The following is an 18,537-nucleotide window of genomic DNA, read 5'->3' as shown; positions in this document are numbered from 1 at the left end:
CTGCCCCGTAATATTGCGTTAACAGGCCGGCTACGGCTCGATCGTGAAGGAGAGAAAGAATGTTCAGGTCACTGATTCTGGCGGCTGTGTTATTGGCTTTTGCACCGCTGGCCGCAAACGCTGGCGAAATCACCCTGCTGCCGTCAATTAAATTACAAATTGGCGATCGCGATAACTACGGCAACTACTGGGACGGTGGGCGCTGGCGTGACCGGGATTACTGGCACCATAATTATGAATGGCGTAAAAATCGTTGGTGGCGTCATGACAACGGCTATCATCGCGGCTGGGATAAGCGCAAAGCTTATGAGCGTGGCTATCGTGAAGGCTGGAACGATCGCGATGACCATCGCGGGCGTGGACGTGGCCACGGGCACCGCCATTAATGTAACAAATCCCCATCATGCGGGGAGTACTGTTCACACGAATCATCGAGTTACTCAGGGCCTGTGTCTATACCCAGGCCCTTTTTGCATTACGCTTCGCCAATCGCCAGATGACGAGCAGTCACATCCGCTCCCCCCTGTTTTCCCGTAAATTTCCTGTTCATTTCACAAATTCGCAAAATCGGAAAAAAAAATTCCGATTTATCGTGTTTTTTTTGAACTTTGCGCGATAAATATTAACATTAATTTAATACTATAAAACCTGGGGTGAGCGCTAATGAAAAAACAAGAAAGACAAAAGGCCATTCGGGTTAAGTTAGTAACCGATAAAAAGGTTTATGTTAGCGAATTAGCAAAGGAATTGTCTGTCACAACTCGCACGATCCGTAATGACTTAAATGAATTAAGTCAGAATAGTCTTTTCTCGTTATTCCATGGTGGTGCACAATTAAAAAGCGCACCTGATGAATCATTATTTGAGCAGTCTTTCACCAACACAATATTGAATGGGTTCAAAAGCCACAAAGAAATTACATCGATTTCTGCTCATGCCAGGCAAAACAGCTATATTGATGATAGCATTTACATACTTGGTTCATTTAATATAGATATTGTTTCTGAAACGACGACATTTCCTCAGATTGGCCAGACTATCCGGGCGTCTGCAACCCGTTTTTATGCCGGAGGAAAAGGCACAAACCAGGCCGTTGCCGCGGCTAAAATCAATAATAATGTTCATCTTACCGTTAAGTTAGGAGCCGATGAGTTTTCAAAAAAAGCCAAAAGATATTTAACCAATACTGAAATTTCTTCTTTTTCTTTTTTTGAAAATGAAATGTCATCCACGGGCATTGCGATGGTATGGGTTTCAGGTGCCACGGGTGACAATATGATCAGTATCGATCTTGGAGCCAATGAAACATTTACCCAGGAAGATATTCTATTGGATATTGATACCATCCGTAATTGCAAAGTTTTTTTAACTCAGTTGGAGAATAATTTTCCGATCACACGCTTCGCTATCATGCAGGCAAAACTGGGAAAATCGCTGGTTGTCCTGAACCCGGCGCCTTATGTTTCAGAGATCAAAGAAATATTGCATTTAATTGACATTATTACGCCGAACAAAATTGAAGCTGAGGCGTTATCTGGTATCAACATTGTTGATATCTATTCGGCCAAAAATGCCGCCAGGAGCATTTATGTGCAAGGCGCAAAATGCGTCATTATCACGTTAGGTAGCGACGGTTGTCTGATCTTTGATGGCACAGTTTTCACTCATATTCCTGCCTATAAATCAGCCGTTGTCGATACCAGTGGAGCAGGCGATGCCTTTACCGGGGCACTGGCTGCATGCATTGCAAACGGTAAAGGACTCATCAATGCGGCGCAGTACGCTTCTGCGTTTGCCTCGTTGAAAGTTGAACGTAAAGGTGCATCAAACATGCCCAACAATTCACTCGTTTATCATCGTATGCAGTAGCTGTTTAGAGCATCATTCAGCCCCCTACACCTATAGGATAATTTCATGAAAAATAAAATGTTTTATCGTGTTATCGGTGCCACAGTCGGTTTAGCGCTTTCCGCCACTTTCACCGCCCCCGCTTTTGCCGCCGATACTCAGACGCATAAACCTAAAGTCGCGCTGGTGATGAAGTCACTGGCAAATGAGTTTTTCCTGACCATGGAAAACGGAGCAAAAGAGTATCAGAAAAAAAATGCCGACAAGTTTGATTTGATTTCTAACGGCATCAAAAACGAGACAGATACGGCAAATCAAATCCAGATCGTTGAACAAATGATTGTCTCGAAAGCCGATGCGATTATCATTGCGCCATCAGACTCGAAAGCCCTTGTACCGGTCATTAAGAAGGCAATTGATGCAGGTATTATTGTCATCAATATTGATAACAAATTTGATGACGGTGTACTTAAAGATAAAAATCTGAATATTCCTTTTGTTGGCCCAGATAACCAAAAAGGTGCAAAAGAAATTGGCGATTATTTAGCGAAACATCTTAAGGCCGGCGATCAGGTTGGCATTATTGAAGGCATCCCTACCTCCAGCAACTCTCAGCAACGTACTCTGGGCTTCCAAAATGCAATGGCGCAGGGCGGCATGAAAGTCGTTTCTGTTCAATCTGGCCAGTGGGAAATTAACAACGCCAATGCGGTCGCGGCGGCAATGTTAAGTGAGTATCCTGATATCAAAGCACTGTTAGCCGATAACGATAATATGGCATTAGGTGCCGTTTCCGCCATCCGCTCTGCCGGGAAAAAAGGACAGGTTCTGGTTGTCGGGTATGACAATATCGAAGCGATTAAGCCTATGTTAAATGACGGCCGCGTTTTAGCAACTGCGGACCAATTTGCCTCTCAACAAGCTGTATTTGGTATTGATGCCGCCCTTGATGCCTTAAAAAATGGCAAAAAACAGAGTGAGCTCTCCAGCAACGTAGAAACGCCAATAAAACTGATCGTCAAACAATAAGCGGAAAACAGTGCGCCGCTGTGGTACTGCCATCAGTTGAGTATCAGAGCGGCTTACCGGATAAGGCCAGAATATGAAAAGTGGGCAAGAAATCCTCTCAATACAGGGGGTAGGTAAAACCTACAGTGAACCTGTTCTGGTGGATGTGACGCTAGCATTATATCCAGGAAAAGTCCTGGCCCTGACGGGAGAAAACGGTGCCGGGAAAAGTACGTTATCAAAAATTATTGGCGGGTTAACCAACGCAACGACCGGGAAAATGGTTTATCAGGGGCAGCCTTACGCACCTGCGAGCCGAAAAGAGGCGGAAAAGCTGGGTGTTCGCATGGTTATGCAAGAACTCAATTTACTGCCTACGTTGTCGGTTGCAGAAAACTTATTTCTCGAACAACTTCCGCATCGATTCGGCTGGATCGATCGAAAAAAGCTAGCAGAAATGGCCCGTCCGGTGATGGCAATGGTTGGGCTGCAATCAGTCGATCCAAATACGCTGGTGGGCGAATTGGGTATTGGTCACCAACAGATGATCGAAATCGCCAGAAACCTGATTGGTGAAAGCCGGGTACTGATTCTGGATGAACCGACGGCCATGCTCAGTAGCCGTGAGGTCGAACTGCTGTTTAAACAAATAGCGCTCTTCAAAGCCCGAGGCGTTTCAATCATTTATATTTCTCACCGGCTGGATGAGCTTGCGATGATTGCTGATGACATCGCGGTGCTACGTGATGGTCATTTGGTTTGCGTGGACGATATTAAACGCTATACCCGCGATCAACTTGTTTCGTTGATGGTCGGCCGCGATTTAGAAAGTTCATTTGATTTAAGTGGACGCCAGGCAGGTCAACCCATTCTGAAAGTGGAAAATTTTAAGCGTGGGAAAATCATTCGGGACACGTCGTTTACCTTGCACAGTGGCGAAGTGCTCGGCATTAGTGGCCTTGTTGGCTCTGGCAGAACAGAGCTGCTACGCGCTATTTTTGGCGCAGACAAAATAGACAGTGGCACATTACTGATTGGTACTCCACTTAAACCGGTGGTGATCCGTTCGCCTGCACAGGCTATCCGACACGGTATTGCATTAGTCACGGAGGATCGTAAAGGTGAAGGGCTTCTGTTACCACAGTCGGTTGCCGCAAATATCTCGTTGGGTAACAGCGACAAAATTAGCCATTTGTCGGTCGTTAACACATTGAGTGAAACCACATTAGCGAATAAACACATTAAAAGTTTAGGCGTTCGTACAACGAACACTTCACAGGCCGTGGAAAGCCTGTCAGGTGGTAATCAGCAGAAAGTTCTCATTAGCCGGTGGCTGGAACGAGACTGTGAAGTCGTCTTATTTGATGAGCCGACTCGCGGTATTGATGTGGGTGCCAAGCAAGATATTTATCAATTGCTGAATACGTTAACAGCTAAGGGAAAAGGCGTTGTTGTCGTTTCCAGTGACCTACGTGAACTGATGCTGGTTTGCGATCGTATTGCGGTCATTTCCGATGGCAAGTTAGTGAACACATTTACACGTGATAACTGGAGCCAGGATCGCATTTTAGCGGCTGCATTTTCAGCCTATCAGCATTCAGAAGAGACTGTCAGCGAGTAGCCGGGGATAAAAAATGAAAAACAATTTTGCGACAAAACAAACGGCAGCAGAGAAAAGAAATACACCGACGTCATGGAAAGGGCTAAGTAGCTATATCGGGTTGCTCGGGGCGTTAGCCGCAATGATCGTCCTATTTTCATGCCTCAGTTCTCATTTCTGGAGCATGAACACTTTCAGCACTATTGCGAATCAGATCCCCGATTTAATCGTCATGTCGGTGGGGATGACATTTATCTTAATCATTGCCGGCATCGATCTTTCCGTTGGATCGTTGCTGGCGCTTGCTGCTGCAGTCGTCAGCGTCACCTATTTAAATTTTCATTGGACGCCCTGGCTGGCCGCGCTTTCAGGCGTAGCACTCGCCACATTTGTTGGGGCGCTAACGGGCCTGATTACCGTTGCCTGGCGTATCCCGGCGTTTATCGTCTCACTGGGCGTACTGGAAATGGCCCGCGGAGCAGCGTATCAGTTAACTGACTCGCGGACCGCGTATCTCGGTTCTATTTATGATTATTTAGCCGACCCCATTCTCTTTGGCGTCTCCCCATCTTTTATTATCGCGATCGTTGTCATTGTTGCCGGGCATCTGGTGCTGACGCGAACCGTATTTGGCCGCCATTTGATCGGTATTGGCACCAATGAAGAAGCCGTTCGATTATCAGGTATAAATCCAGGTCCTTATAAGATCGCAGTCTTTGCCTTGATGGGGGGATTATCCGGTCTGGCGTCGCTGTTTCAGGTTGCCCGCCTTGAAGCCGCAGACCCCAATAGCGGCGTTGGCATGGAACTACAGGTGATTGCCGCAGTTGTGATTGGTGGCACGAGCCTGATGGGAGGACGTGGCTCTATTATCTGTACGTTTCTTGGCGCGTTGATTATTTCCGTTCTGGCTGCGGGACTGGCGCAAGTTGGCGCGAGCGAACCGACAAAACGTTTTATAACAGGAGCCGTGATAATCGTTGCAGTGGTACTTGATACATACCGTAGCCACTTAAATAAAAAATAATCATGAGGGTTACCCGGTTTGACCGGGTAACCACAACAGATGAAAGCCTTGCTACAATCCGAGCGCGGTCCCGACCAGCAGCCAGATATTCAGTGCCACGACCAGCACCACAATCACCCAACCAACCTGTTTCACCCAACGGCTATTAACTAAATCCCCCATCAGTTGGCTGTTGCTGGTAAAAATCAGTAGCGGTACCAGCGCCAGGGCGATACCAAAGCTGAGTAATACCTGACTCATCACCAGTATCCGGGTGGGATCAAGCCCCATTAAAATCACAATAAATGACGGCATCATGGTGACGCTACGGCGCACCCAGAGCGGGATATGAAAGCGGATAAACCCTTGCATAACCACCTGCCCCGCCAGCGTACCAACCACGGTAGAGGAAAGCCCGGCCGCCACCAGGCTTAAACCAAACACGGTTGCAGCAGCATGACTCAGCAGCGGTTCAAGCGTCAGATAGGCCTGGTCCAGGTCTGCGATACCGGTATGCCCGCTAAAGTGAAACGCGGCTGCTGCGGTCGCCATCATTGCCAGATTCACAAATCCGGCAATCGTCATAGCGATAGCCACATCCCATTTCGTCGCTGCGTAACGCTGCTGGCGCGTACCACCGTGCAAATGCTGGGTTAAGGAGGAGTGCAGATAAATGACGTGCGGCATGATGGTGGCACCAAGCACACCGGCCGCCAGGAACACCGCTTCAGAATTGGGCAGGCTCGGTATAACCATCCCTTTGCTAAGCTGCGCAAGGTTCGGTTGGGAAAAAATCAGCTCGACAATATATGCCGCTGCCACGAACAACAACAAACCGCCGATCACTTTTTCCAGGGGTTTCTGTCCGCGACGCTGCAGCATCAGAATTAAAAATGTCGCAATACCAGTGAGCACAGCCCCCTGCAGCAGCGAAACGCCAAGGATGAGTTTAAAGCCAATCGCAGCGCCAATAAATTCTGCAAGATCGGTCGCCATCGCAATAATTTCGGCCTGTACCCAGTAAAACCAAACTACTGGACGAGGATAGTGATCACGGATCTGTTCCGCCAGGTTTTTGCCGGTGGCAATACCAAGCTTGGCCGACAGCACCTGAATCAGCATCGCCATCAGGTTTGCCCAGACCACTACCCACAACAGTTTGTAGCCAAAGCTAGCCCCTGCCTGAATATTCGTAGCAAAGTTACCGGGATCGATATATCCGATTGCCGCGATGAACGCAGGTCCCATTAATGCGAGCTTCAACTTGCGCGCTGCCCGTCCACTGCTACTCTCAACGCGATCGTTAGTCATTTTAGTGCCTCAGAAACATAGCCTTTGCTATGTTTCAAGCTACGCTTATTGAGAATGATTATCAAATTCATTTTAATGGGTGAAGTTGATTTCTCTGATAGCGTTTGTCTATGGAACGGTAAGAAATTTAGAAATGCCGCTAAGATGTTTGATTATTGTTATGAGATTAGCACAGTGACATAACTTTTCACTTCCATACTAAACATAACGGAAGTGTATCACCGATCACTAATTTTGAATCTCGTCACAGGTCCTTATTATAGTGTGTGTTTGATCTCGTTTTCTTTACTGTTGTTACATAGAATGTGCACGAAAACTAAATCTGCCTCAAATTTGGAGCAAATATGGATCGTGTCCTTCACTTTGTCCTGGCCCTTGCCGTGGTTGCGGTACTCGCACTGCTGGTAAGCAGTGACCGTAAAAAAATCCGCATTCGTTATGTTATTCAATTGCTTGTTATCGAAGTGTTACTGGCATGGTTCTTCCTGAACTCTGATGTCGGCCTGGGCTTTGTAAGAGGCTTCTCCGAGATGTTTGAGAAACTGCTCGGATTCGCTAATGAAGGGACTAACTTTGTCTTCGGCAGCATGAACGATAAAGGCCTGGCATTCTTCTTCCTGAAAGTGCTGTGCCCTATCGTCTTTATCTCCGCCCTGATCGGTATTCTTCAGCATATCCGTGTGCTGCCGGTTATCATCCGCGCAATTGGCTTCCTGCTTTCCAAAGTGAACGGTATGGGCAAGCTGGAATCCTTCAACGCCGTCAGCTCTCTGATCCTGGGTCAGTCCGAGAACTTTATCGCCTATAAAGATATCCTCGGTAAAATGTCTCGCAACCGCATGTACACCATGGCAGCAACGGCGATGTCTACCGTTTCCATGTCTATCGTCGGCGCGTACATGACCATGCTGGAGCCGAAGTACGTTGTTGCGGCGCTGGTTCTGAACATGTTCAGCACCTTTATCGTTCTGTCACTGATCAACCCTTATACCGTTGATGCCAGCGAAGAAAATATTCAGATGTCCAATCTGCACGAAGGTCAGAGCTTCTTCGAAATGTTGGGTGAATACATTCTGGCAGGTTTCAAAGTTGCGATTATCGTTGCTGCAATGCTGATTGGTTTCATCGCGCTGATCGCTGCCCTGAACGCCCTGTTCGCTACCGTTACCGGTTGGTTTGGCTACAGCATTTCCTTCCAGGGCATCCTGGGTTACATCTTCTACCCGATTGCGTGGGTGATGGGTGTGCCGTCCAGCGAAGCGCTGCAGGTGGGCAGTATCATGGCAACCAAACTGGTTTCCAACGAATTCGTCGCAATGATGGACCTGCAGAAAATCGCCGCTACGCTCTCTCCGCGTGCTGAAGGCATTATCTCTGTGTTCCTGGTTTCCTTCGCGAACTTCTCTTCCATCGGTATCATTGCAGGTGCAATTAAAGGCCTGAACGAAGAGCAAGGTAACGTGGTTTCCCGCTTTGGTCTGAAACTGGTATACGGTTCTACGCTGGTCAGCGTACTGTCTGCTTCCATTGCAGCACTGGTGCTGTAAGACGACATCAATACAGCCGTTACCAAACCGGGGAGATTCTCCCCGGTTTTTTTATGTCTGTTATCCAGCAATCTAAGCAAATAAACGAGAAACGCAGGCAGGAACCAAATGCAAAAAACCCCCGCTTTTCAGCGAGGGTTTCAATTTTGGTGGAGCTAAGCGGGATCGAACCGCTGACCTCTTGCATGCCATGCAAGCGCTCTCCCAGCTGAGCTATAGCCCCACGATGCGTTTACGTACCAAATTCATTGGGATTAAATTTGGTGGAGCTAAGCGGGATCGAACCGCTGACCTCTTGCATGCCATGCAAGCGCTCTCCCAGCTGAGCTATAGCCCCGTCACGTAAAGCTTGTCGAGTTGACGGGCGGCATCATATGAATTCCCTTCGCGTGTGTCAACGGCAAAATTAACTCATAGAATTCAATCGCTGAAAAAGCAGGCAAATGAAGAACATTGCGCAACAACTCGCATTCAGTAGTTAAACGCGTCACGGTTTCTACTAAAATGGTGCTATAAAATGAGCCACTAATTAACCCCACGACCATTCAGGGAATCGTTATGTTCAAGGAACGGATGACGCCAGAAGAACTTGCTAATCTGACCGGATACAGCCGACAGACCATCAATAAATGGGTGCGCAAGGAAGGTTGGGCTACCTCACCCAAACCCGGTGTTCAGGGCGGTAAAGCCCGTCTGGTTCACGTTACCGAACAAGTTCGTGAATACATTCGCAGCGCTGAGCGTTCAGCGGAAGGCTTATCAGATAATTTATCTTTATCCGGTGACACCTCCATCGAAGCTCTACTGATAAGGCTCGCCAAAGAAATGACGCCATCAGAACAGAAAATGTTTACGTCGCTGATCCTACGTGAAGGCATTACGGGTTTGTTACAACGCTTAGGGATTCGCGACAACAAATAATATGAAAAAATTACGCAGTAAAATGACCACCGAAGAGCTGGCTGAATGCCTCGGGGTCGCCAAACAAACCGTCAATCGTTGGATCAGAGAGCAAAACTGGACAACCGAAAAGTTTCCCGGTGTTAAAGGTGGTCGCGCAAGGCTTATTCATATTGATGCCGGCGTCCGAGAGTTTCTTCTCAATATTCCAGCTTTTCGCAAGGTGCCGGAATTTTATCAGGCAGAAGAACCGCTTGCCGAGTATACACACGTGGTTCGCAGTCACGCCTGCCGTCAGATAATCAGCGCACTGGATAACATGTCGCCAACAGAACAGGAAAAGCTGGCGATGTATATATCGCGCGAAGGTATTCGCACTTTCCTGACCCGTCTGGGCATTGATGAGTCTGAATAAATGCCAAAAAAAACGGCAGGGTATGCGCCTGCCGTTTTATCATATCTTAACCCGTCTTACTGCTGACTTTCACGCTCAGCAATGAACGCGAGCGCCTTGTTAATACGTTCAATGCTGCGAGATTTACCAATCGCATGCACAGTAACGTCTAACGCCGGAGACTGACCCGCACCGGTTACGGCTACGCGCAGCGGCATCCCGACTTTACCCATCCCCACTTCCAGCTCATCTGCGGTTGCCTGAATCGCGTGGTGCACGTTTTCTGCCGTCCACTCGCTAATCGCAGCCAGTTTGTCGCGAACCACTTCCAGCGGCTGACGCGCAACCGGACGCAGGTGTTTTTTCGCGGCGTCAGCATCGAACTCAGCAAAGTCTTCGTAGAAGTAGCGGCAGCTCTGCGCCATCTCTTTCAGCGTTTTGCAGCGCTCACCCAGCAGCTTGACCAGCTCTGACAGCTGCGGCCCAACGCGGGTATCAATATTTTCCTGCTCAATGTGCCATTGCAGATGCGTCGCCACATATTCTGGCGCCAGCGCATTAATGTAGTGATGGTTCAGCCACTGCAGTTTTTCAGTGTTGAACGCACTCGCAGACTTGCTCACCGCCCCCAGAGAGAACAGTTTGATCATCTCTTCACGGGTGAAGATCTCCTGATCGCCGCTGGACCAACCCAGACGTACCAGATAGTTCAGCAGCGCTTCCGGCAGGTAGCCGTCGTCGCGATACTGCATAACGCTGACCGCACCGTGACGTTTGGAGAGTTTTTTGCCGTCGTCGCCGTTGATCATCGATACGTGAGCATAAACCGGGACCGGTGCGTTCAACGCTTTCAGGATGTTGATCTGACGCGGGGTGTTGTTGATATGGTCTTCACCACGAATAACGTGGGTGATTTCCATATCCCAGTCATCAACAACGACACAGAAGTTGTAGGTCGGGGAACCGTCGGTACGGCGGATGATCAGGTCGTCCAGCTCCTGGTTGCTGAATTCGATCGGCCCACGGATCTGGTCATCAAAAATAACGGAACCGTCCTGTGGGTTGGCAAAACGCACCACGCAAGGTTCATCAGCAGCGTGATGTTCGTGGCCGTGACGGCAGCGCCCGTCGTAACGCGGTTTCTCGCCATTGGCCATCTGCTCTTCGCGCAGCGCGTCCAGACGCTCTTTGGAGCAGTAGCATTTATACGCGGTACCCGCTTCCAGCATCTCATCAATCACCGCATTGTAGCGATCAAAACGTTTGGTCTGAAAGTATGGGCCTTCATCCCATTCCAGATTCAGCCAGTTCATGCCATCCATAATGGCTTCAATAGCTTCCGGAGTGGAGCGTTCGAGATCGGTGTCTTCAATACGCAGCACAAACTCACCGCCATGGTTGCGTGCAAAAAGCCAGGAATAAAGAGCAGTACGCGCACCGCCGACGTGCAGGTAGCCTGTCGGGCTTGGCGCGAAGCGAGTTTTGATTTTCATGAAATGGCCTTACGTTTATAAAGATGCCGACAACCGGCAAATCCTGGGAAGATTATCAGGCTGGTATTCTATCACCGTGGTCTGATTCCTCAATGTTGTTCAGGCTGGAACATCACGCTTTGCCATTTTCGTATACAAATCATGCGGCATGGATTGTTTTGCGATCGTTTTGCTTAAATTTACGACGAACGAACAATTTCTTTAGAAAATGCGTTGACTCATTTTCAACTCTCCCTATAATGCGACTCCACACAGCGGGGGTGATTAGCTCAGCTGGGAGAGCACCTCCCTTACAAGGAGGGGGTCGGCGGTTCGAACCCGTCATCACCCACCAACTACTTTATGTAGTCTCCGCCGTGTAGAGTAAGAAATTGAGAAGTGGGTGATTAGCTCAGCTGGGAGAGCACCTCCCTTACAAGGAGGGGGTCGGCGGTTCGATCCCGTCATCACCCACCACTTTCTCGCCAGCTGGATTTCTTACAATAAAATTGAAGTACCGAAGTGGGTGATTAGCTCAGCTGGGAGAGCACCTCCCTTACAAGGAGGGGGTCGGCGGTTCGATCCCGTCATCACCCACCACTTCGGGTCGTTAGCTCAGTTGGTAGAGCAGTTGACTTTTAATCAATTGGTCGCAGGTTCGAATCCTGCACGACCCACCAATGTAAAAAAGCGCCCTAAAGGCGCTTTTTTGCTATCTGCAATTTGTAAGATTCGAACCTGCCGCAGGTTCGGTGTTGAGCGCAGCGAAACAACGGAGCCGTTTACGGCGACGGCCCGAGGGGCGAGCAAAGCGAGTCATCCTGCACGACCCACCAATGCAAAAAAGGGCGCTGGCGGCGCTTTTTTGCTATCTGCGATTTATACAAATCATGTTGTTAATGCTGTAACCAGTCTATTCAACGCCGGTGTAGCCTGCTGCTGCTCATAGACAATATACAAATCTGCCGGAATACGTTCCTCTAATGGCCGGAATACCACGCCAGGCCAGTTCATTTGCGCATAACCATCAGCCATCAGCGTAATGCCAATCCCCATACTGATCATCGCCAGCACCGTCTGCGGTTCGACCACTTCACGTGCTATCATCGGTGAAAATCCAGCCTGCTGACAAATTCGCTGTAAAAAAGCCCAATCTGAATGCACGGAAGGTAATGTGACAAAATATTCATTGCGCAGCGCCGCCAGTGGCACAGCCTGACATGCAGCCAGGTGATGCTCTTGTGGCACTGCGACTAAAAATGACGATTCGTGCAAACGCAGGCTGGCAAACCCCTCGGAGGGTTCAATCGCCATTCGCCAAATCCCGGCATCAAGTTCCCGACGCTCTAACAGCGCCATCTGCATACCTGGAGATTTCTCGCGAAACAGTACCTCAACATTGGGGTTTGCTTTCAAAAAATGGTGCATTGCAGGGCGCATTCTGCCCCACAGCGCCGTACCGACTACGCCGAGTTCAATGCGCCCAGCTTCACCGCGACCAATCTGCTCCACCCGCGCCAGCGCTTGATTTGCACTGGCCAGCAAACGGCGCGACTCCTCCATCAAAACTTTCCCCGCATGGGTTAACGCCACGCTGCGAGAATGGCGAATAAAAAGCAATGTACCCAGTTGGTTTTCCAGTTCCTTAATGTGAACACTAAGCGGTGGCTGAGACATATTCAGACGCGCTGCAGCGCGCCCAAAATGGAGTTCTTCCGCTACGGCAAGAAAATAACGTAACAACTTAAGGTCTGTTCGATATACACGTTCTATGGTTAAGCACTCCGCAGCGGTGATAAGGATCCATCACGTTATCATGGCATAAAGTACTTCACCACCAGATAACCTATATACATAAATACAATTGATAATATTCCCGGTAATACATTTGGAGCAGGAATAGGTAATCGTAATAATGTAAAAATGGCCCCAATGCCAAAACCAACACCCGAAGAGAAAAATATTTCTTTCACGCACTATCCTTTATAATTTAAAGCAGCCCTGACAACCAGAGCTGCTAATCCTTTTTAATGTGCAACCGCACGATTCGCTATTTTATCCGGGTCATGTTTGTATTTAAACCCGAAGAAAAATAGCACAGCGAGAAATAATGCATACCCCGCAAATACCAGCCAGATAGTTTGCCAATCCTTGACGCCATCGACAGAAAAATAGTCCACCGCCATCCCGCTCAGGATCGACCCCACCCAGGCTCCCACGCCATTAACCATGGTCATAAACAGCCCCTGAGCGCTGGCGCGAATGCTGGAGTCCACTTCCTGCTCGACAAACACTGACCCCGAGATATTGAAAAAGTCAAATGCACAACCGTAGACAATCATCGACATAAGCAGCAGGATGAAACCGATTGGTGACGGGTCGCCAAAAGCAAAGAAACCAAAGCGCAGCGTCCATGCCAGCATGCTCATCAGCATCACCGTTTTAATACCAAACCGCTTCAGGAAGAACGGGATGGTAAGAATAAATCCGACCTCAGCCATTTGCGAAACGGACAGTAAAATAGACGGATATTTCACCACAAAGCTGTTGGCAAACTCAGGGTTACGGGCAAAATCATGTAAGAACGGATTGCCAAAGACGTTGGTGATTTGCAATACCGCGCCCAGCATCATGGCAAAGAGAAAGAAAATGGCCATACGCGGATTTTTAAATAATACAAACGCATCCAGCCCGAGTTTACTGGCAAGCGTTGCAGTGGCTTTTTTCTCTGCTACCGGAATTTTTGGTAACGTCAACGCATAACCCGCCAGCACTAACGAGGCCCCGGAGGCAATATAAAGTTGCAGGTTACTCAGCTCAAGATGCAGCAGACTGACCGACCACATAGCAATGATAAAGCCTATCGTGCCAAACACGCGGATGGGGGGAAAACGAGTCACCGGGTCAAGACCCGCCTGCGCGAGGCAGGAGTAAGAGACGCTATTGGATAAGGCAATGGTTGGCATAAAGGCCATCGCATTGATAAGCATCACCCAAAACATCATATCGGCGTCGGTGACCGAGGCGGAGTAGAAAAGTACGCCAGCACAAACCAAATGGCAGAGCATATAAGCGCGCTCCGCTCTGAGCCATTTATCAGCAATAATCCCCATAATACCGGGCATAATAATCGCCGCGATACCTTTGGAGCTATACACCATACCAACGTCTGCACCGGTAAAACTCAGGGTATTAATCATGTAAGATCCGAGGGTCGTCAGCCAACTTCCCCAGATAAAATATTGCAAAAAGGACATTACCTTTAAGCGAGAAGTGATGCTCATCATCGTTTCCTTATCGCATCAATAGACCTCATCTCCGAGGTCTTTTATGTTGTTTTTATCAGGCAATTTTGCGCAGAAAGCCGCAAATAAGATTGATAAAGTTCTGTCGCGAAAGTTCCGCCGCAGCCAGCGTTTGCGCATGGGAGAGTTTTACATCGCCCAGTCCTTCCGCCAGGTTGGTAATCGCGGATACGGCAACGACTTTAAGACCGCAATGACGAGCAGTTATCACTTCCGGCACAACGGACATCCCTACCACGTCGCCACCAATAATCTGCATCATGCGAATTTCTGCCGCCGTTTCAAAATTTGGCCCCGGATAAGAGACAAATACGCCTTCGCTCAGCGGGAAACCTTCTTCTGCGGCAACGGTTTGCAGGATTGCACGATAGTCAGCATCATAGGCATTCGCCAGCGAAAAGAATCGCTCGCCAAAACGATCATCATTCGCACCTACCATCGGCGTACCTGGCATGGTGTTGATATGATCGTGTAACGCCACCAGACTCCCCGGACCGACTTCTGGACGCAAAGACCCCGCCGCATTGGTGCAGAACAGCACTCCACAACCCAGCAATTTTAAAGTACGAATCGCGTCGGTCATGATGGTCATACCCCGGCCTTCATAGAAATGACCACGACCTTTCATGCAGGCAACAGGCACACCGGCCAGATGACCGAGCACCAGCTCTCCTGCGTGTCCGTGGACGGTGCTGACAGGAAAGCCAGGTAGTTTTTCATAGGAAATGGCGACCGCATTCTCAATTTGCTCCGCCAGCGCACCAAGCCCGGAACCTAAAATAAACGCCACCCGAGGGGTAAAACCCGGTTTGTACGCGCGAATAATATCAACACAATACTCAGGATTATGAGAAAAGAGAGCGTGAGGCATAAATATCCTTTTTCTATCAGGTTAAATTTGACTCCTTTTTATAACGACGTTCACACCATGCTGACCAATACACTTTTCGTACCTTATCAATAGTCATTCGATATCGGTGGATTTAGATCCATCCTGTATTAATACCCGGACAAAACAGTATTGGTGGTTGTTTGTTTTCCGCATTAACAATATGCCGATTTTATTCTTATAAATTACTCACTTGTTCGTTAAACCATTAATAAAAATCGGCATAGGAAAATATGCGATGAAAAAACAGCTTCTCACTCTGGCACTCTCTTCTTTACTCATTATTCCCGCACTATCCCATGCGGAATTTAAAGGCGGATTCGCCGATATTGGCCTGCATTACCTCGACTGGACCTCAGAGACTACAGAAAAAACCAGTAAAAAATCACACAAAGATGATTTTGGTTATCTGGAACTTGAAGGCGGTGCAAACTTTAGCTGGGGGGAAATGTACGGATTCTTCGACTGGGAGAATTTCTACAATGCTCGTCACGCAAAACCCGGTAGCGAACAACGCTACACCTTCAAAAATACCAACCGTATCTATCTGGGGGATACGGGGCTAAACCTCTATCTCCATGCCTACGGAACTTACGGCTCACCGAATCGCGCTAACTTTCATGATGATATGTTTCTCTATGGTTTGGGCTATAACTTCACAGGTAACGGCTACTGGTTTAAACCCTTCTTTGCCAAGCGCTATACCGACCAGACCTATTACACAGGGGATAACGGTTATGTGATGGGTTGGGTGGCTGGATATAGCTTCTTGCTGGGCAGTGAGAAATTCAGTGTGACGAACTGGAATGAGTACGAATTTGATCGCGATGCAACCTACGCCGCAGGTAATGGTGGTAAAGACGGCATTAATGGCGCGGTCGCATTCTGGTGGAACGCCACCCCGCATCTGACCGCCGGCATTCAATACCGCTACGCCGATAATAAACTGGGGGAATCCTTCTTGCAGGACGGTATTATTTACTCCATCAAATACCTGTTTTAACGCATTACATCAGCCAGATAGTTAGATTTGATACAACGGATCGCGGGCACGACCAGCGGTTAATTCACTGGCCTGCATGCGCACCACGTCCCACAGCGCCTGAGCAGCGGTTGATAAAGAGCGGTTCTTACGTCGAGCCAGCATCAGTTGTCGTTCCACAACCGGCGTCAGGCGCTTAACCTGCAAGTGGCTACCCTGCGGTAAGGGGAGCGCCAGTGCGGGTAACACGCTGATGCCAATCCCCGCTTCAACCATCGGGAACAGCGTGGCGGGATGACCAATCTCCTGAACAATATTGGCATCAATGGAAAAATGGGCCAACGCTGCATCGATCAGCGGTCGGCTACCGGAGGCATAATCCTGCAAAACCAGGCGCTCATGCTGCAGATCCTGCCAGTTAATCCATTCCCGATGAGCGAGCGGGTGATCCTGACGACACAACAACAAAAACGGCTCCGATAGCACCGCTTCACACTGCAGATCGGTCACGGCTCCCGGGTCAATCACAATGCCAAAATCCACCTCTCCCTGACGAATACTCTCCAGTACCCATTGTTGTGGCCTGTCGTGCAGGACAAAATCGATTGCCGGATAAAGCTGGTTGCTCTGCGCAATACACTGCGGAATGAGATGCGCGGAAATCGTCTGGCTGGCAGCCACACGCACCGTACCGGTTAACTGCGTACCAACCTGACCGGCTTCACGCAGCGTACCGTGCAGTTCATCCAGAATGCGTTCCAGCCGTGCCGCCAGTTGCTGTCCGGCTTCCGTCAGTACCACCTCGCGCGTTGTACGATCCAGTAACCGGACCCCCGTCTGCCCTTCCAGCTCTTTTACACTATGACTAACCGCCGACTGGCTTAAGCCGATGATATCCCCCGCCCGGCTAAAACTTTTGGCCTGAGCGACGGTGACAAAGATGCGTAATTGGCGCAAAGAATAATTCATCGATTCGATTCATATATAGATGCAATAAATCAATTTTATTTCTCAAATGGAAAAACGCAAAATGTGAGTACCGAATTTCAGGAGCTTTTATGAAACTTTTTCGTATCCTTGATCCGTTCACGATTACGCTGATTACCGTCGTTTTGCTGGCGTCATTTTTCCCGGCCGAGGGCGGCTTTGTTCCTTTCTTTGAAGGACTAACCACCGCCGCTATTGCGCTGCTCTTTTTTATGCACGGCGCAAAGCTCTCGCGTGAGGCAATTATTGCCGGCGGTAGCCACTGGCGTTTACATCTGTGGGTCATGTGCAGCACCTTTGTGGTCTTCCCCGTGCTGGGCGTCCTGTTTGCCTGGTGGGCACCGGTCAACGTTGATCCGATGCTCTACACGGGTTTCTTGTACCTGTGCATTTTGCCTGCCACGGTGCAATCGGCAATTGCCTTTACGTCACTGGCGGGCGGTAACGTTGCCGCCGCCGTGTGCTCCGCTTCGGCCTCCAGCCTGTTGGGTATTTTCCTCTCGCCGCTGTTGGTCGGACTGGTGATGAATATGCATGGTGCAGAGGGCAGCCTGGAGCAGGTAGGGAAAATCATGCTGCAACTGCTGCTGCCGTTCGTACTCGGGCATCTTTCACGTCCATGGATTGGCGACTGGGTATCGCGCCATAAAAAATGGATCGCCAAAACGGACCAGTCATCCATTCTGCTGGTGGTTTACTCCGCTTTCAGTGAGGCGGTCGTGAACGGGATCTGGCACAAAGTTGGGGTCGGTTCACTGCTGTTTATTGTGATTGTGAGCCTTGTATTACTGGCCATCGTAATTGGTATCAACGTCTTTGTTGCGCGCAAATGCGGCTTCAACACAGCCGATGAAATTACCATTGTCTTCTGTGGGTCGAAAAAGAGCCTGGCGAACGGGATCCCCATGGCCAATATTCTGTTCCCGACTTCGGTGATTGGTATGATGGTGCTGCCGTTGATGATCTTCCATCAAATTCAGCTGATGGTCTGTGCGGTTCTGGCGCGTCGTTATAAGCGCCAGACGGACGCATTACAGGCGGCGCAGCAGAATACCCGCGCCGCGAAGGCTTAAAGCGGGCGTTTCAGGGGCTGTACCAACTGTGTCAGCCCCTCGGTTTTAATCAGCAGCGTGATTTGCATTAGCTCACCCAGTTTGCCCGGTGGAAATTCATCTTTACGGGCAAACCACAGCAGATACTCTTCCGGCACGTCAATCAGCCGACGCCCCTTATATTTTCCAAAAGGCATCACGGTATTGGCGATTTCAACCAGCTGCTCTTTTTCCAT

Annotated in this window: 18 protein-coding genes, 6 tRNA genes and 1 other RNA gene; 15 read left to right on the top strand and 10 right to left on the bottom strand. The window is 49.1% G+C overall.

From position 1 onward, the window contains the following. The first annotated feature begins 59 nt into the window (after nucleotides 1-59). From ypeC to IB196_RS06785, 5 genes are all read left to right on the top strand, one after another. The gene (ypeC, locus tag IB196_RS06805) at nucleotides 60-386 is read left to right on the top strand and encodes a DUF2502 domain-containing protein YpeC (RefSeq protein ID WP_005122377.1); all 327 of its coding nucleotides are present in this window, start codon (nucleotides 60-62) and stop codon (nucleotides 384-386) included. 277 nt (nucleotides 387-663) lie between these two features. Beyond that, entirely contained in the window at nucleotides 664-1,869 is a 1,206-nt protein-coding gene (locus IB196_RS06800; RefSeq protein WP_040231447.1) for a PfkB family carbohydrate kinase, read from the top strand. A 45-nt stretch (nucleotides 1,870-1,914) separates the two neighbouring features. Continuing rightward, nucleotides 1,915-2,877 (top strand): sugar ABC transporter substrate-binding protein, encoded by a 963-nt coding sequence (locus IB196_RS06795; RefSeq protein ID WP_149691438.1) that lies wholly within the window; start codon nucleotides 1,915-1,917, stop codon nucleotides 2,875-2,877. 73 nt (nucleotides 2,878-2,950) lie between these two features. After that, entirely contained in the window at nucleotides 2,951-4,477 is a 1,527-nt protein-coding gene (locus tag IB196_RS06790; RefSeq protein WP_005130000.1) for a sugar ABC transporter ATP-binding protein, read from the top strand. A 13-nt stretch (nucleotides 4,478-4,490) separates the two neighbouring features. Beyond that, nucleotides 4,491-5,483: an ABC transporter permease gene (locus IB196_RS06785; protein WP_040231452.1), complete on the top strand. Its 993-nt coding sequence runs from the start codon at nucleotides 4,491-4,493 to the stop codon at nucleotides 5,481-5,483. A 51-nt stretch (nucleotides 5,484-5,534) separates the two neighbouring features. Here the strand turns inward: IB196_RS06785 and IB196_RS06780 are convergent, their stop codons facing one another. Further along, nucleotides 5,535-6,773 carry an Nramp family divalent metal transporter gene (locus IB196_RS06780; protein WP_005130002.1) on the bottom strand — a complete coding sequence of 413 codons (1,239 nt, stop codon included), beginning with the start codon at nucleotides 6,771-6,773 and terminating at the stop codon, nucleotides 5,535-5,537. A 344-nt stretch (nucleotides 6,774-7,117) separates the two neighbouring features. On the opposite strand from IB196_RS06780, the gene nupC reads away from it, so the two are divergent. After that, nucleotides 7,118-8,320, top strand: a complete 1,203-nt coding sequence (gene nupC, locus IB196_RS06775) for a nucleoside permease NupC (RefSeq protein WP_040231453.1) — start codon at nucleotides 7,118-7,120, stop codon at nucleotides 8,318-8,320. A gap of 147 nt (nucleotides 8,321-8,467) precedes the next feature. Here nupC and IB196_RS06770 read toward each other — a convergent pair. Both IB196_RS06770 and IB196_RS06765 read right to left on the bottom strand, forming a co-directional pair. After that, nucleotides 8,468-8,543, bottom strand: a tRNA-Ala gene (locus IB196_RS06770). Nucleotides 8,544-8,581: 38 nt separating this feature from the next. Next, nucleotides 8,582-8,657: transfer RNA gene (locus tag IB196_RS06765), tRNA-Ala, on the bottom strand. A gap of 221 nt (nucleotides 8,658-8,878) precedes the next feature. Here IB196_RS06765 and IB196_RS06760 point away from each other — a divergent pair. Together IB196_RS06760 and IB196_RS06755 are read left to right on the top strand one after the other, a co-directional pair. Then, nucleotides 8,879-9,241, top strand: coding sequence for a YfeC-like transcriptional regulator (locus tag IB196_RS06760; protein WP_003028277.1), 363 nt, complete (start codon nucleotides 8,879-8,881; stop codon nucleotides 9,239-9,241). Nucleotide 9,242: 1 nt separating this feature from the next. Next, nucleotides 9,243-9,635 (top strand): YfeC-like transcriptional regulator, encoded by a 393-nt coding sequence (locus IB196_RS06755; protein WP_005130008.1) that lies wholly within the window; start codon nucleotides 9,243-9,245, stop codon nucleotides 9,633-9,635. A 56-nt stretch (nucleotides 9,636-9,691) separates the two neighbouring features. On the opposite strand, the gene gltX is transcribed toward IB196_RS06755, so the two are convergent. Beyond that, nucleotides 9,692-11,107 carry a glutamate--tRNA ligase gene (gene gltX, locus IB196_RS06750; RefSeq protein ID WP_005130009.1) on the bottom strand — a complete coding sequence of 472 codons (1,416 nt, stop codon included), beginning with the start codon at nucleotides 11,105-11,107 and terminating at the stop codon, nucleotides 9,692-9,694. A gap of 258 nt (nucleotides 11,108-11,365) precedes the next feature. On the opposite strand from gltX, the gene IB196_RS06745 reads away from it, so the two are divergent. The 5 genes from IB196_RS06745 to IB196_RS06725 all read left to right on the top strand — a co-directional run bounded on the left by IB196_RS06745 (nucleotide 11,366) and on the right by IB196_RS06725 (nucleotide 11,922). Further along, nucleotides 11,366-11,441: transfer RNA gene (locus IB196_RS06745), tRNA-Val, on the top strand. A 46-nt stretch (nucleotides 11,442-11,487) separates the two neighbouring features. Beyond that, a tRNA-Val gene (locus tag IB196_RS06740) sits at nucleotides 11,488-11,563 on the top strand. Nucleotides 11,564-11,610: 47 nt separating this feature from the next. Continuing rightward, nucleotides 11,611-11,686: transfer RNA gene (locus tag IB196_RS06735), tRNA-Val, on the top strand. Nucleotides 11,687-11,690: 4 nt separating this feature from the next. Continuing rightward, nucleotides 11,691-11,766, top strand: a tRNA-Lys gene (locus IB196_RS06730). Between the two features lie 29 nt (nucleotides 11,767-11,795). After that, a non-coding RNA gene (locus IB196_RS06725) (RtT sRNA) lies at nucleotides 11,796-11,922 on the top strand. A 52-nt stretch (nucleotides 11,923-11,974) separates the two neighbouring features. On the opposite strand, the gene IB196_RS06720 is transcribed toward IB196_RS06725, so the two are convergent. From IB196_RS06720 to xapA, 4 genes are read right to left on the bottom strand one after another with little or no spacing between them, the layout of a single operon-like run. After that, entirely contained in the window at nucleotides 11,975-12,859 is an 885-nt protein-coding gene (locus tag IB196_RS06720) for a LysR family transcriptional regulator (RefSeq protein WP_040231456.1), read from the bottom strand. A gap of 41 nt (nucleotides 12,860-12,900) precedes the next feature. Further along, the gene (locus IB196_RS06715; protein WP_005121292.1) at nucleotides 12,901-13,059 is read right to left on the bottom strand and encodes a DUF1427 family protein; all 159 of its coding nucleotides are present in this window, start codon (nucleotides 13,057-13,059) and stop codon (nucleotides 12,901-12,903) included. Between the two features lie 54 nt (nucleotides 13,060-13,113). Further along, the gene (locus IB196_RS06710; protein WP_149692259.1) at nucleotides 13,114-14,370 is read right to left on the bottom strand and encodes a nucleoside permease; all 1,257 of its coding nucleotides are present in this window, start codon (nucleotides 14,368-14,370) and stop codon (nucleotides 13,114-13,116) included. 58 nt (nucleotides 14,371-14,428) lie between these two features. Then, nucleotides 14,429-15,262 (bottom strand): xanthosine phosphorylase, encoded by an 834-nt coding sequence (gene xapA, locus IB196_RS06705; protein WP_188232130.1) that lies wholly within the window; start codon nucleotides 15,260-15,262, stop codon nucleotides 14,429-14,431. A gap of 256 nt (nucleotides 15,263-15,518) precedes the next feature. On the opposite strand from xapA, the gene IB196_RS06700 reads away from it, so the two are divergent. Next, nucleotides 15,519-16,283: an outer membrane protein OmpK gene (locus tag IB196_RS06700; RefSeq protein ID WP_005121288.1), complete on the top strand. Its 765-nt coding sequence runs from the start codon at nucleotides 15,519-15,521 to the stop codon at nucleotides 16,281-16,283. 21 nt (nucleotides 16,284-16,304) lie between these two features. Here IB196_RS06700 and IB196_RS06695 read toward each other — a convergent pair whose 3' ends face one another. Next, a complete protein-coding gene (locus IB196_RS06695) occupies nucleotides 16,305-17,231 on the bottom strand; it encodes a LysR family transcriptional regulator (RefSeq protein WP_149692257.1) in 927 nt (308 codons plus the stop codon). 89 nt (nucleotides 17,232-17,320) lie between these two features. On the opposite strand from IB196_RS06695, the gene IB196_RS06690 reads away from it, so the two are divergent. After that, on the top strand, nucleotides 17,321-18,322 hold the full coding sequence (locus IB196_RS06690; RefSeq protein ID WP_005121286.1) for a bile acid:sodium symporter family protein: 1,002 nt from the start codon (nucleotides 17,321-17,323) through the stop codon (nucleotides 18,320-18,322). Here IB196_RS06690 and IB196_RS06685 read toward each other — a convergent pair. Beyond that, nucleotides 18,319-18,537 (bottom strand): DUF3820 family protein, encoded by a 219-nt coding sequence (locus IB196_RS06685; RefSeq protein WP_003038102.1) that lies wholly within the window; start codon nucleotides 18,535-18,537, stop codon nucleotides 18,319-18,321. The genes IB196_RS06690 and IB196_RS06685 overlap by 4 nt on opposite strands.

Origin of the sequence: Citrobacter sp. C6_1 (genome assembly GCF_014596835.2) — a bacterium.
In the GTDB taxonomy this organism is placed as follows: Bacteria; Pseudomonadota; Gammaproteobacteria; order Enterobacterales; family Enterobacteriaceae; genus Citrobacter; species Citrobacter pasteurii.
This window is presented reverse-complemented; position numbering and strand designations above follow the sequence as displayed.

Coding starts and splice junctions, on each gene's coding strand:
- IB196_RS06760 (WP_003028277.1), top strand. CDS start 8,879: ATGTTCAAGGAACGGATGACGCCAGAAGAACTTGCTAATCTGACCGGA.
- gltX (WP_005130009.1), bottom strand. CDS start 11,107: ATGAAAATCAAAACTCGCTTCGCGCCAAGCCCGACAGGCTACCTGCAC.
- IB196_RS06800 (WP_040231447.1), top strand. CDS start 664: ATGAAAAAACAAGAAAGACAAAAGGCCATTCGGGTTAAGTTAGTAACC.
- ypeC (WP_005122377.1), top strand. CDS start 60: ATGTTCAGGTCACTGATTCTGGCGGCTGTGTTATTGGCTTTTGCACCG.
- IB196_RS06690 (WP_005121286.1), top strand. CDS start 17,321: ATGAAACTTTTTCGTATCCTTGATCCGTTCACGATTACGCTGATTACC.
- nupC (WP_040231453.1), top strand. CDS start 7,118: ATGGATCGTGTCCTTCACTTTGTCCTGGCCCTTGCCGTGGTTGCGGTA.
- IB196_RS06790 (WP_005130000.1), top strand. CDS start 2,951: ATGAAAAGTGGGCAAGAAATCCTCTCAATACAGGGGGTAGGTAAAACC.
- IB196_RS06785 (WP_040231452.1), top strand. CDS start 4,491: ATGAAAAACAATTTTGCGACAAAACAAACGGCAGCAGAGAAAAGAAAT.
- IB196_RS06695 (WP_149692257.1), bottom strand. CDS start 17,231: ATGAATTATTCTTTGCGCCAATTACGCATCTTTGTCACCGTCGCTCAG.
- IB196_RS06755 (WP_005130008.1), top strand. CDS start 9,243: ATGAAAAAATTACGCAGTAAAATGACCACCGAAGAGCTGGCTGAATGC.
- IB196_RS06685 (WP_003038102.1), bottom strand. CDS start 18,537: ATGGAAAAAGAGCAGCTGGTTGAAATCGCCAATACCGTGATGCCTTTT.
- IB196_RS06710 (WP_149692259.1), bottom strand. CDS start 14,370: ATGAGCATCACTTCTCGCTTAAAGGTAATGTCCTTTTTGCAATATTTT.
- IB196_RS06795 (WP_149691438.1), top strand. CDS start 1,915: ATGAAAAATAAAATGTTTTATCGTGTTATCGGTGCCACAGTCGGTTTA.
- IB196_RS06700 (WP_005121288.1), top strand. CDS start 15,519: ATGAAAAAACAGCTTCTCACTCTGGCACTCTCTTCTTTACTCATTATT.
- xapA (WP_188232130.1), bottom strand. CDS start 15,262: ATGCCTCACGCTCTCTTTTCTCATAATCCTGAGTATTGTGTTGATATT.
- IB196_RS06780 (WP_005130002.1), bottom strand. CDS start 6,773: ATGACTAACGATCGCGTTGAGAGTAGCAGTGGACGGGCAGCGCGCAAG.